The organism is Brevibacillus sp. MS2.2, assembly GCF_013284345.1.
Classification (GTDB): domain Bacteria; phylum Bacillota; class Bacilli; order Brevibacillales; family Brevibacillaceae; genus Brevibacillus; species Brevibacillus brevis_C.
This window is the reverse complement of record NZ_JABSUZ010000034.1, coordinates 1-12,662: the sequence shown is the minus strand read 5'-3', so window position 1 is coordinate 12,662 and position 12,662 is coordinate 1. Positions and strand designations below refer to the sequence as shown.

General features: G+C 47.5%; 13 protein-coding genes. 5 read left to right on the top strand and 8 right to left on the bottom strand.

Annotated elements, in window-relative coordinates:
- Nucleotides 1-108: 108 nt before the first annotated feature.
- Nucleotides 109-1,803, top strand: coding sequence for a dynamin family protein (locus HP568_RS23735; RefSeq protein WP_254551464.1), 1,695 nt, complete (start codon nucleotides 109-111; stop codon nucleotides 1,801-1,803).
- A 5-nt stretch (nucleotides 1,804-1,808) separates the two neighbouring features.
- Nucleotides 1,809-3,776, top strand: a complete 1,968-nt coding sequence (locus tag HP568_RS23730; RefSeq protein WP_173630414.1) for a dynamin family protein — start codon at nucleotides 1,809-1,811, stop codon at nucleotides 3,774-3,776.
- Between the two features lie 106 nt (nucleotides 3,777-3,882).
- On the opposite strand, the gene HP568_RS23725 is transcribed toward HP568_RS23730, so the two are convergent.
- Together HP568_RS23725 and HP568_RS23720 are read right to left on the bottom strand one after the other, a co-directional pair.
- Nucleotides 3,883-4,746 carry a hypothetical protein gene (locus HP568_RS23725; protein WP_173630413.1) on the bottom strand — a complete coding sequence of 288 codons (864 nt, stop codon included), beginning with the start codon at nucleotides 4,744-4,746 and terminating at the stop codon, nucleotides 3,883-3,885.
- Between the two features lie 89 nt (nucleotides 4,747-4,835).
- The gene (locus HP568_RS23720) at nucleotides 4,836-5,900 is read right to left on the bottom strand and encodes a hypothetical protein (RefSeq protein WP_173630412.1); all 1,065 of its coding nucleotides are present in this window, start codon (nucleotides 5,898-5,900) and stop codon (nucleotides 4,836-4,838) included.
- A 155-nt stretch (nucleotides 5,901-6,055) separates the two neighbouring features.
- Here HP568_RS23720 and HP568_RS23715 point away from each other — a divergent pair, with 155 nt between their 5' ends.
- Entirely contained in the window at nucleotides 6,056-6,202 is a 147-nt protein-coding gene (locus HP568_RS23715; protein ID WP_173630411.1) for a hypothetical protein, read from the top strand.
- 74 nt (nucleotides 6,203-6,276) lie between these two features.
- Here HP568_RS23715 and HP568_RS23710 read toward each other — a convergent pair whose 3' ends face one another.
- Nucleotides 6,277-6,846 (bottom strand): GNAT family N-acetyltransferase, encoded by a 570-nt coding sequence (locus HP568_RS23710; RefSeq protein ID WP_173630410.1) that lies wholly within the window; start codon nucleotides 6,844-6,846, stop codon nucleotides 6,277-6,279.
- A 114-nt stretch (nucleotides 6,847-6,960) separates the two neighbouring features.
- On the opposite strand from HP568_RS23710, the gene pdxR reads away from it, so the two are divergent.
- Nucleotides 6,961-8,382, top strand: a complete 1,422-nt coding sequence (pdxR, locus tag HP568_RS23705) for a MocR-like pyridoxine biosynthesis transcription factor PdxR (RefSeq protein ID WP_173630409.1) — start codon at nucleotides 6,961-6,963, stop codon at nucleotides 8,380-8,382.
- Here pdxR and HP568_RS23700 read toward each other — a convergent pair.
- The 3 genes from HP568_RS23700 to HP568_RS23690 all read right to left on the bottom strand — a co-directional run bounded on the left by HP568_RS23700 (nucleotide 8,377) and on the right by HP568_RS23690 (nucleotide 10,894).
- Nucleotides 8,377-8,622 (bottom strand): DUF3951 domain-containing protein, encoded by a 246-nt coding sequence (locus tag HP568_RS23700; RefSeq protein ID WP_173630408.1) that lies wholly within the window; start codon nucleotides 8,620-8,622, stop codon nucleotides 8,377-8,379. The genes pdxR and HP568_RS23700 overlap by 6 nt on opposite strands.
- A gap of 141 nt (nucleotides 8,623-8,763) precedes the next feature.
- The gene (putP, locus tag HP568_RS23695) at nucleotides 8,764-10,227 is read right to left on the bottom strand and encodes a sodium/proline symporter PutP (protein WP_173630407.1); all 1,464 of its coding nucleotides are present in this window, start codon (nucleotides 10,225-10,227) and stop codon (nucleotides 8,764-8,766) included.
- 187 nt (nucleotides 10,228-10,414) lie between these two features.
- Nucleotides 10,415-10,894: an outer membrane protein assembly factor BamD gene (locus HP568_RS23690; protein WP_048034193.1), complete on the bottom strand. Its 480-nt coding sequence runs from the start codon at nucleotides 10,892-10,894 to the stop codon at nucleotides 10,415-10,417.
- Nucleotides 10,895-11,018: 124 nt separating this feature from the next.
- Here HP568_RS23690 and HP568_RS23685 point away from each other — a divergent pair, with 124 nt between their 5' ends.
- On the top strand, nucleotides 11,019-11,225 hold the full coding sequence (locus HP568_RS23685) for a cold-shock protein (protein ID WP_048034192.1): 207 nt from the start codon (nucleotides 11,019-11,021) through the stop codon (nucleotides 11,223-11,225).
- A 116-nt stretch (nucleotides 11,226-11,341) separates the two neighbouring features.
- Here HP568_RS23685 and HP568_RS23680 read toward each other — a convergent pair whose 3' ends face one another.
- Nucleotides 11,342-11,542, bottom strand: a complete 201-nt coding sequence (locus HP568_RS23680) for a hypothetical protein (RefSeq protein WP_007728714.1) — start codon at nucleotides 11,540-11,542, stop codon at nucleotides 11,342-11,344.
- A gap of 117 nt (nucleotides 11,543-11,659) precedes the next feature.
- Nucleotides 11,660-12,662, bottom strand: a 1,003-nt coding sequence (locus HP568_RS23675; protein WP_173630406.1) for an aminotransferase-like domain-containing protein, incomplete at its 5' end; no start/stop codon positions are given.

The window sequence follows — 12,662 nt, the reverse complement described above, 5'->3', positions numbered from 1 at the left end:
TCGAAACTGGCGTTCACCATCGAAGTCCGGTGCTCATGTAGGTCCCCTACACTCCGCTCCTCCTTCTTCAGGTTCTCGCCACTTTCTCGATGCTGAAAAGACGACTTTTTGAACTGGGTATTAGTAGAGAGAGTAGGAATGATGGAGAAGGGTGGAATAGAAGTGCTTGACAGTCAAGTATTGATCCGGGAAACGGACTTTTCCCGACTGGCACATACATGGGAAGAACTCGCGGAAGAAATGAAATCGCAGGGAGACGAAACCACGCCACACAAGCTCATTCAACTGGCCGCGAAAACCAAGCGCGCTGAGTTGAATATTGCGTTTTGCGGACATTTTTCCGCTGGAAAATCAACGATGATTAACACGCTTCTGGGTGTCAATTTGCTGCCGTCCAATCCGATTCCGACTAGTGCGAATGTCGTCAAGATTCGGGGCGGAGAAAAAGCGGCTCGCGTCTTCACCATGAACAACGGTGTCCTTACTTTTGATCCAGATACGGAGATGGAGAAGCTCAAGCAGTTTGCTGTTGACGGAGATACGGTTGAATCCGTAGAGGTTTCCTACCCGGGAACATTCCTTGACGAATACGCCAGCTTGCTCGATACACCGGGCATTGACTCCACGGATGCGGCACACAAAATCGCTACGGAATCTGCGCTGCATTTGGCGGACGTCGTCATTTATATGATGGATTATAACCATGTTCAAGCCGAAGAGAACTTCAACTTTACAAAGACGTTGAAGGACCGTGGCAAGCCAGTCTATCTGGTTGTGAACATGATCGATAAACATATTGATTTCGAATTGGATTTCGATAGCTATAAGGAAAGTGTCGAGGAAGCATTCGCGACCTGGAACATTCATCCGGATGGTATTTTTTACACGTCGCTTGCAGAACCCGATCATCCTGAGAACATGTATGAGGAATTTAAGGGCATGCTTGCGCAGTTGATCGCTGATCGTGAAAAGCTGGTTGGCACGAGCGTTCGCAGTGCTGCCGAGCATTTGATCGACGAACACATCCAAGTAGTAAGAACAAGCCAGGCAGATCAACGCCAGCAGTGGGAAGCCCAGCTGGATGGTCTCGAAGTGGAAGGCATCGACAGTCGTAATGCAGCAGTTGTTCAGGAAGCGCTTGAGCAGGAGGAAGCGGCAGCAGCGACTCTAGAGCAGCGTGCAGAGGATGCCCGAATGCAGATGGAAAAAGAGCTGAGTGTACTTTTGGACAATGCTCGTTTGACTTATTTCAGCACGAACGAAGCAGCACGAAGCTACTTGGAGAGCCGCAAGCCGGGCTTCAAGGTGGGGTTGTTGTTTGCAGGCAAGAAGACAGAGGAAGAACGCGCACGTCGCGAAGAAGCCCTTCTCGTTGAGTTCCGCGAAAAAGTGGCGGGAAATCTCGACTTCCATTTCAAAGAATGGCTCGGCAAGCAGCCGCAAGTATTTGATTTGCGGAGCGAAGAATATCACGCCAGCGTTCACGCTACCAAGATCGAGATTACGGGCGAGTTCCTGAGCAAGCACATCAAAGAGGGTGCTGCTTCAAGTGAGTACGTCCTGAACTACTGTGCGGATATTTCCAACGGGATGAAGCTGGAGTACAGACGCGTGGGCCTGTCCTTCATTGCACAAGTGGTTGAGATGATCAAAGAGCAGGTGCGTGTAGACAGTGCGGCTCAAGGTGAGCGCCTTGGCGTATTGCGTGAAATGGCAGCACTGCATCAAAAGCTGGCAGGACTGGCAGCGAGAGAAGAAGAAACCAAGGGTCGTCTGTTGGCGATTATGCGTGGAGGAGAATAAGTAGCATGAATCAACTACGAGACAAACTAATTACGGCAGCAGAGCGTCTGCGACGCGCAAGTGAAGAAGTCGTTTCCGTACCGGGGATGCAAGCACAGGCACAGGCGATGCTGGATCGAGCAGATCGCCTGACCGCCAATCGTTTTACTGTTGCATTGTTTGGTGCTTTTAGCGCAGGAAAATCCTCGTTTGCCAACGCCTTGATGGGCGATCTCGTACTGCCTGTATCGCCGAATCCGACGACTGCGGCAATCAACAAAATTATGCCGCCTACAGATGAGCGCCCGCATGGAACTGTGCGTGTCGTTTTGAAGGAGCGCGAAGCAATCGAGCAGGATGTTATCCGTTCACTCGCTGTGTTTGGGCTGATTGCATCTGATCTGGATGGCGCATTGGCTGAGCTGGGCAAGATCGACGTGGCCCAAATCCCGCCTACGGCAAAACCTCACTACACCTTTTTGAAAGCTGTTACAAAAGGCTTGTCAGAAATGGCTGCTCATCTGGGTGGAGAACTGCTCGTGGATATGCAGGCATTCAAAGGCTTTGTAGCCAAGGAAGAAAAAGCTTGTTTTGCGGAATATATCGAGCTGTTCTATTCCTGCCCGCTGACCGACCAGGGCATCGTTCTCGTCGATACGCCTGGTGCGGATTCCATCAATGCACGTCATACAGGTGTGGCGTTTGAATACATGAAAAACGCGGATGCCGTGCTGTTTGTGACCTATTACAACCACGCGTTTTCACAGGCAGACCGTGAGTTTTTGCTGCAAATGGGACGGGTAAAGGATACGTTTGAAATGGACAAAATGTTCTTTATCGTCAATGCTTGTGACCTCGCAGCAAACGATGAGGAATTGCAGGGCGTGATTACCCACGTAGAGAAAAACCTCCTCTCGTGCGGAATTCGCCTCCCACGTATTTATCCGGTGTCCAGCCAGACTGCTCTGTTGGCACGGATGCATGAAAAAGGCAAACTGGCAGCTTCTGCGGAGAAAGTATACCGCCAGCGCACGAATACGGCTGAAGGCGAGCCGCTGATGCCGGCAGATGAAGCATTCAAGTTCTCTGGAATGGCGTCGTTCGAAGCAGAGTTCCTCCGCTTTACGATTGAAGAACTGACGCAAATTGCTGTGAATGCTGCAATCGGTGAAATCCGTCGCGCCCATGATACCATGACAGAATTCATGCGTATGGCACAGTCCGGGGAAGACGAGCGTCTGTTGCGCAAAGAAGCAGCAAGCAACGCTAAGACACAGGCTCTGTCAGCGGTTGAAGCACTATCTACCGCTTCGTTCGAGCGTGACTTGGCAAAAGAGCGCGAGGAGCTGCTCTACTACGTTCGCCAGCGCCTGTTCTTCCGTTTCAATGAGCTGTTCAATTTTGCTTTTAACCCGGCTGTCATCAAGGACGATGGACGCAACATGAAGCAAGCACTGCAAGGGTGCTTGACTGATCTTCTGCGTTCGATCAGCTACGACTTGGCGCAGGAGCTGAGAGCGACTACCCTTCGTTTGGAGAAATTCACGAACAAGCAGGGGACAACACTTGTTGCGGCGTGGCAAAAGGATGCACAAGGCTATGCAGCAGGTTTGACCTTGGCGCCTTATCAGCAGCGGCAGGTGGAAACACTGTCCTTTGCTGATGAACTGCCTGTAGCCGAATCTGCATTTGCATCAGCGATTTCCTTGTTCAAAAACACCAAAGACTTTTTCGAGCAGGATGGCAAAGCGAAAATGCGTGAAGAACTGGAGAAGCGCATGCAAGATCCAGTGAGCGCGTATGTAGAAATCGGAAACAAGCAGTTGGATGAGCAGTTTTCTGCGCTATTCCAAGAGCTGGTGGTGAGTGAGCGCAATCGTGTCATTGACCAGATCAACGAATATTTCACAGGTCTGTTTGCGGCTCTTGAGATGAACATCGATCTCGACGAGCTGGCTGCAAAAGTGAGCCGTGTGGCGGCTGAGTTGGAGTAATCAATTTTTCTACAAGTAAAAAGGGCAGTCCCTACGTCTTGTTTAGACCAGGGATTGCCCTTTTTCGGTAGAAGTGTGAGGAGTGCATAGAGAGTCAGCGCACTCATCACTCTACCCGTAGCAAAATATGCTTGAATCCATCTTCGTCTCGTTCTTGCTGAAAAATAACTGTCCACGTCAATGACTCATCAAAAATGTACATATCCAAGGTGAATCGCGTGTAGTTTTCTAGCAGGTGCTTTGCGTCCATCTTCATTACTTTGTCACGAATCATCTCTTTACCAAACGTGCTGTACCCTTCCCAAAATACGAGTACCTCACTTTTCTCGAGTAAAAATGATACAGCTTCATCTTTGGACATACCTTTTCTGGTGATACCTTGATCATTGTTGTTGAATCTGGCTAAATCCCAGAGGCAGCCTTGGTACTGTGAAACATATCGTTTATATAAAAATCGGCGAAAGCTACAACTTTCCGTATCAAAAAAGATGGAAACATAGCGTTCTTTTAACGACGTAGAACGTTCTTTCTCTAAACATGGAATCGTACGTGTATTCACAACATCAGGACGATACTGAACTGGCCGATAGAAAAATTCTTGTTTATCGCCATTTTTTTTCGTCACTTTGGTAGAGAATCCATAGCTCATTTCTTCGATATAATTTGTCCTAGCAAACATATCTAGTTCGTACTGCAATTGACTCTTATGAATCTTGGCAAATTCTCCTGCTGGTATCGTTTTCACAAAGCACCCATCTGGAATGTGTTCAATATGACTCACTCTTTTCCCGATGATCGTGCCATCTGAATCCCATACCTCAAATATTTTTTCTGGCTCAAGTACATGCTGGATCCCAGTGAGCCGAGGATTGTAAAATTGTGCGTAATCATCGTCGTGAGTATCAAAATCCCAATCCTCTGGGACGCCAATGATTATCACCTCGTCGAGTTTGCATATTTCCAGCCTCATGGTTCCTCCTATGGTGTGCACGTTTCGATTTTAATATCCAGTATAAGAAAGAGATGACGTAACTGTATATACAGTTACGTCAAAAAGGTTCAACCCATGGATTTCCAAGGGTAGAAATGATGTCCATCCATTTGTTCCCAATTATCGTTTCTTTTTTTTAGCAGGTGATAGTGAGGGAGATTAGCTGGGCGAGTTCCCCGGCTAGAAACATAATGTGCTTGATGGTGAATATTCTTATACCCAGTTTGCGTTACCACGTCTTCTGCTCGGCTCTTCCTAACACTAAATGTTTCTTCTTCATCTTTTGCCGCCAGTCTAGCTGCTGTAAGGGATAGCGGTGTGGTAACGAGGACTCCACCAGAACTATTCAACCGTGCTCGAAAGTGTTTAACATTATTCTTTTTAATCTCATCTGCAATTTCACTAGTCATTGTTACACTGTCTGTGATAACTCGGGCATAAGAACGTCCTTCATTCTCTCTAATATTTCTCTCCAAGGCTGCTTGGTTTTCTATATAGTTATCTAAATACTCACTCACAATAATGGCACCTGTAACCAACGCTACGAAGTCTCCCACAGGCAGAGGGCCATCGATTGCTGCCAGAGCTCCTAATGTAACCAATCGAGCTGCTAATTGTCGTTCCGTCATTTTAAGTCCAGCGTTGCCTAGAGCCTTTATTGCAGCACTTTCTGACATAGAACTTCGCAAAGTCATACTTTCCTCTGGGAAGCTTTGATGGATTTGATAGTATTCGTAGTATTCTTGTGCAAGCGCATCTATTCTTGCAAAGTCTTCCTGCAAGTCGTTATAGTTAATGTCCACTGATTGTTTTGCTTTCATGCTAGAGATTCGTTTAGGCTGATGTTTATCAATTATTGATGCAACATCTTCGAAATAGTATACATCCTGTTCATTCATATAATCTTTTATTTCTTCTACCATCTGGATTCTTTGCGGTTTTTCTTCAAAATCTTCTTCAGAGATGCCAGCAATGAATGCCTCGATGTCACTTCGCTGAATTTGCTGTTTCTCTACTATTTCCTCATTGGCAAACGCACTGTTAGAGTTGGAAAAAAATAACCCAAAAATCAGTAGTAATTTAACCCAAAGTATTTTTTTAATCACGTATTTCGTTTGTACTACTGGTGCCAAGTAGTTACAAACTTCACTCCTCTCAAATGAATTAATTTCTAGTACCTTAAGGTTATGAAAAGGTATATTTTGTAAATATTTACAATTTTAAACTTATCATAACATTGAATTTATGTAAATTATTGTTTTTTAATAAATGATAAGGCAATAAAATCATGTCGTTAATCAATGAACGCCTGCATGGAGCTGTGAGTGTCTTCTTGAAGGAGCGTGAAACCATCAAGCATGATCTCATCTGTAGACTCGATGTCTTTGGACGGTTTGCGGCTCTTGAGATGAACGGTAAGCCGTGTGGCGGCTGAGTTGGAGTAATCAATTTTTCTACAAGTAAAAAGGGCAGTCCCTACGTCTTGTTTAGACCAGGGATTGCCCTTTATTATTTCCGATTCTCCCATTCCTCTCGCAAAATCCCCATCTTAATCGCGTCGTAATATTCACCGCGAACAATCCTAGCTTTGCGTACCCGCGCTTCTTCGACCATTCCCATGTGAGCAGCCAGCTTGATCATCCGGTCGTTGCCTGACCACGTACCAATGCCTAAACGGACCGTATCCATGTGGGTAAACAAGTAGTCGATCCACATCCGAAACGCTTCCCGACCATAACCATTCTGCCAGTATCGGGAGTCGTAAATGACGATTCCGATTTCGCACCAGTTCGTCTCCTCGGATATCCAGTAGCGACCGACACTACCTTTTAGCTCGCCGTCAATCTCAATCATCAGCTCAGTTCTTGGTGCATCTGTCCCAACGAGAGCGAGAGACTCCTGGTAGCGTGGGAGGGCACGATACTCTTCTTTTGTGTACGGATCAAGCGGTTTGTAGGGGCCATTCCAATTGAGATGTTCCCGATCCATTGCTTCATACTTCCAATAGTAGATCGTATCTATATCTTCTGCTCGAATATCTCGCAGAACGACCTTTTCTCCTTGCAAATGAATACGCATGACTTGTTCTCCTTTCGCGTGGGTGAATCTGGTACAATCATTGTAAAAGAGAACTGCTCCTATATGTAGTGACAGTTTGGGAGAGTTGGATGGGGACAGATTGGAGGGCCGCTGATGGAGTACATGCCGATTATGGATGCACAGAGCAAAGAACCTCTGTATCAGCAGCTATACAAGCAATTGAGCAAACGGATTGCATCAGGAGAGATACCATCCGGAACAAAGATGCCGTCGATCCGTCAGTTGATGAAAGCAAGTGGCGTCGGAAAAAATACGATTGAGGCAGCCTATCAGCAACTGCTCGCAGAAGGCTACATTGTGAGTCGGGAGCGGAGCGGCTTTTACGCTGCCGAGATCGAGAGATGGTCAGAGCCAGTGGATCAGGATGAGGAGATTGCCTTGTGTTCGTCGATCTTGAAAAAGAAAAAAGGGGATCATCTCACTTGTCGTTACAACTTTCATGGTTCTGTCATTGATACGAAGTCGTTTCCTTACGGAGCTTGGCGCTCGTGTATGCTGGAAGCGCTGTCTGTCTATCCGGAGGATTTTTCTTTTTACGGGGATGATCAAGGAGAGTGGGAGCTGAGAGCGGAGCTCAGTAAATATTTGCGCAGAGCACGTACGCTCATTTGTCGGCCTGAGCAAATCATCATCGGCACCGGATTACAGCAGGCTCTCAGCTTTTTATGTCTGCTCTTGGCCGATCGGCATCGTGTGGTTGCGATCGAGGAGCCTGGCTATGCAGATGCACGAATCGTCTTTTCCCATCACGGCTATGAGGTCGTGTCAATCCCGCTTGGGGAAGATGGGTTGTCCATTGAAGCCTTGGAAAAAAGCAAAGCAACGGTCGTGTACACGACGCCTGCCCATCAATTTCCGTATGGGATGGTCACGCCAGTCGGTCAGCGTCAGCAATTGCTGCAATGGGCAAAGAGAAGGAACGGAATCATCATCGAAAATGATTACGATGGCGAATTTCGCTACAATGTACACCCTACGCCATCTTTGCAAGGGATGGATCGGGACGGATGTGTTGTTTATATCGGCAATTTTTCCAAAGCATTTTCTCCAGCACTTCGCTTGGATTACACGGTGCTCCCGAAGCAATTGCTCGAGCGATATTGGGAAGCATTCCAGGCGTATCCTTCGCCGGTTTCCCGTCATTTGCAACGGACCATGCAGTTGTTCATGCAAAAGGGGTACTGGGAAAAGCATGTCCGAAAAATGCGCACCGTCTATCACCGCAAGCACGATGCATTGCTTCGGGCGATACAGACCTTCATGCCCCCGGAAGTACGAGTATTGGGACAGTCAGCAGGGCTGCATATTTTGCTGGAGGTGGATACTTCCCGAACGGAGAGGGAGCTGATCGAGCTGGCGCGTGCGGCCGATGTTCGCGTTTATCCGAGCGGCCATAACTGGGCCAATGATCCGACGAATACACGGCCGCGCATCATCGTTGGATTTGGTGGAGTGGAGGAACAAGACATTGCGGTAGGAATCAGTCGTTTGGCAGAAGCTTGGTTTTCATTATGATCTACGCTTTTGCCGGATCTTCTCGTTCTTATCCTTGTCATCACCTTCTTCTTCCTCTGCTTCTTTCTTTTCTAGCTTTTGCTCATGGAATTCAACTGACGTTTGCCCGAACACGCGATCTAGCGGGGTGTAGTAATGCTCGGCGGGTTTCTTTTGGATAAAAAAGCGGTAGCAAGCCATTCCGAGCATGCCAATAATCAAAAGGGATACCCCAATAATCAAGCCAGACATCATCATCATTTGTTTTTTGTCCTTCCTTTTTCGATTGTTATGATCATTTACGATGAGAGGGCCAAATCGTTTCAACAGAAAAAAGCAGCCTATGGCATGGGACAGGGAAGTTGTCCAGCGCATAGGCTGCTTGGCTTTTATTAGCAAGAATTATTTCATGCTTTTCTGGTACTCATCAAACTGAGCGGTTACCTCATTCGAAGGTTTGCTGGTCAAATGGCTCACAATCACGATGGCGAGCAGGCTAATGGCAAAGCCAGGAACCATTTCGTAGAGGAAGTCCTTCAGCACATCAAAGCGAGTCCAGATGATAACGGTAAATGCGCCAGCGACCATACCCGCGAGAGCACCCCATTTGTTCATGCGCTTCCAATAGAGGGAGAGCAGAATGACAGGACCAAACGAAGCGCCGAATCCGGCCCACGCATATCCGACAAGATCCAGGATCGTGTCATTTTTGTTCAAGGCGAGCAAAAAGGCGACGACAGAGACAAGCAAGACGGACATGCGGCCAAAGGTGACCAGTTCTTTGTCGGTTGCAGAACGCTTGAAAAAGGTTTTGTATATATCCTCAGTCAAGGAGCTGGACGTGACGAGCAACTGAGAGGAAATCGTACTCATAATCGCTGCCAAAATCGCCGCCAGCAAAAAGCCAGTAATCAGTGGATGGAACAGGATCGTACCCAGCTGGATAAAGATCGTCTCAGGATCGCTCAACGTCCAGCCTTGCTTGGAGTACAGGGCGATACCGACCAGTCCTGTCAGCATGGCGCCAACGACGGAGAAAATCATCCAGCCCATACCGATGCTGCGTGCTTTTTTAATCTCGCTCGTGGACGTGATCGCCATAAAGCGAACGATAATATGCGGTTGTCCGAAATAGCCGAGACCCCACGCAAACAAGGAAATGATGCCGAGCAGGCTCGTCCCTTTAAAAATATCTAGCAAAGAGGGATCGACAGCGTGAATTTCCGTAAATGTTTCTCCCAATCCGCCAGTTGTAAGAACGGTCACGAGCGGGACGAGAATAAGCGCGATGACCATAATGAGTCCTTGGACAGCGTCCGTCCAGCTTACAGCGAGGAAGCCGCCAAACAATGTATAGGCGATGGTGACCACTCCGACAATCCATAGTCCCGTTTGATAACTCAGGTGGAAGGTGTTTTCAAACAACACGCCTCCAGAAACGAGACCAGATGACACGTAAAAGGTAAAGAAGATCATAATAACAAGTGCCGAGACAAGACGAAGCATCCGAGACCCGTCCCCGAAACGATTTTCCAAAAAGGCAGGAATCGTAATCGAGTTGTTGGCAACCTCCGTGTACGAACGAAGGCGGGGAGCGACATAAAGCCAGTTGGCATAAGCCCCGAGAGTCAGACCGATGGCAATCCAGGATGCACTAAGACCTTGAGCATACATGGCACCTGGCAGACCCATCATCAACCAGCCACTCATGTCAGATGCACCCGCACTGAGAGCGGTTACAGTTGGACCGAGCGACCGACCGCCGAGCATGTAGTCTGTCAGATTGGAGGTGCGTTTGTAGGCATAATAGCCGATTAACAGCATACCTGCCATGTACACAATAATAGATGTGAGCAGCATATTCATGGGCATCACCTCGTTGTGTTTAGTATTTATGAATTTTATATGAACATCTTACACGTTATCATGCCCGATTATAAAAATCTATAAGGAAACACAGAAAATTTTGTAGAGCCTCAATAAAAAGTTTTTTAATAACACGAAAAAGCCCGCGATGATTGATCGCAGGCTTTTCTTGAAATGTTTTCCAAAATTACTGAACTTGAACCTGACCGCTTCCGTCGAGTGTTACTTTGAATTCCTTTACGACAGTAGGTTCTGCGCTTTGATTGTTCAAATCGTGTTTGAGTACTTTGAAAGTACCATCGGCAGAGAGCGTGCCTGTATATTCAACACCAAACATGTCAGATTTGTAAAAGCTGAAGTTCGCTAGCTCGGTCTTTTGCAATTCTTCTACGAGCAACTGCCCATCTCCACTGAACATGGCATTACGCAATGCTTCAGAGGATTCGTATTTTTGTTGGAGGTATGTTTGGAGCTGTTTGGCGACTTCAGACTCAGCCATTTGCTTGCCGGCTTCGAGAACTTGTTGGCCCGCTTCGACAGCCTGTTTACCTGTCTCAATCGCTTGTTGACCTGTTTCTACTGCTTGCTGAGCGGTTTGGACCCCTTCGGATATTTCGGAGCAGGCAGTGAGCAGCAACGCGCATGCAATTATCCATACTTTTCTCATGTGATTCACTCCTTTCTGGCGTGACGATTCATACTTTATTTATTTTACCGTATATCCACTGACTTCGCATCCGCATATGATGAGGTAAGCGTAAGAGCTGCACTGATTACAGGGAGGAAACACAATGATTCAAGGGAAAGTAAAATGGTTCAGCAAGGAAAAGGGCTATGGGTTTATTGAGCGCGATGGAGGACCTGATGTATTCGTACACTATTCTGCGATTACGGGGTCAGGTTACCGGAATTTGGAGGAAGGCGAGCAGGTGGTTTTTGAGATTGTGAATGGACAGCGGGGGCTGCAAGCCGCCAACGTAGCGAAGAAAATCGTGTAAAAGAGGTATCATCTTCTAAAAACACATGACGAAGGACTTCCTTCGATTCAAAAACGCCGTCATACCTATACAAGGCAGACGGCGTCTTATTTATGTCACGTAGCGTTCGGGAGTGATCAAAGGTTGTTGTAGAGAAAGACTGACAGCGCAATGACCAGAGCGATCGTAATGATGCCGTAGATGATCAACAGATTGCGGGAACGTTGTTTAAAGCCCCGCACTTTGGATTCGGATGGGTTAATTCCGATTTTTATCGTAACGACAAGACCTATAAGAACAAGTACGATAATAGCAATAATGAAAGGCAAAATACTCATAACAGCCAGTCCTTTCTGTATGGCACAGTCATCCTGCTAGATATACGCAAGGATGCATACGGTAGCTTACTTCGATCATATAACGACCGCACAAAAATGTTGCCATCCACTTGGGGATTATTTTGCCCATCCACTTGCCGTGAATGCATCCGCTAAGCGCGAAACTGCCTCAGGGATCTGATCTGTGGTAGCTCTGCCAAAAGTGAAGCGGACATATCCTTGCTCTGCCCCGAAAAGATGTCCCGGAACGAAGACAACTCCCCGTTTGACTGATTCTGTGAGAAGAGTTTCGCCGCTCCATTCCCCTTTGAATTTACACCACAGGTGAATGCCTCCTTCTGAACCGACCATTTCTACTTGATCACCGAACTTGTCTTGAAGCGATGAGACTAACTGATCGTGCCGAAAGGACAGCTCTGTTCGCAAAAGATCGATGTGGCTCGCAAACTGAGGCGATCCGAGAAAGCGATTCGCTAGCCATTGCGGAAAAATGCTGTGTCCAAAATCAAACTGCTGTTTCGCATCTGCTAGTCTTTCCATGACAGTAGGGGGCCCGACGATCCAGCCGATGCGCAGACCTGAGGCGACGATTTTGGTCAAAGAGCTGATGTAGAGTACGGTTCCGTGTTGATCCAGCGATTTTAAGGTTGGGACGGGCTCTCTCGAAAAACTGATCAAGCTATATGGATCATCCTCGATAATCGGAATCCCCTTTTCATAGGAGAACGCGAGCAATGCCTGGCGCCGCTCCAATGAAAGCAGTGTCCCTGTCGGGTTTTGATAATTCGGATTGAGAAAAACCATTTTGATGCGGTGCTGGCGGTGCAACTGGGCCAAGTGCTTTGGGTCGATTCCGTCCCGGTCAACAGGCAGCGAGAACGTACGCAAGCCAGCGGAATGAAAAAGCGGCAAGGAATAACAGTAAGAGGGCTCCTCAATGGCTACCGCATCCCCTGGCTTTAATAAGCATTGAACGACGAGATGAAGGGCCTGCTGCGCTCCTGAAGTGATCATGATCGAGGTAGCAGGTGCTACGATGCTTCGCCATGCTTTCATATGAAGACTCAATGTCTCTCGCAAAGCCCAATTGCCCTGCGGATGCTCATAGCCGAGATGAGCC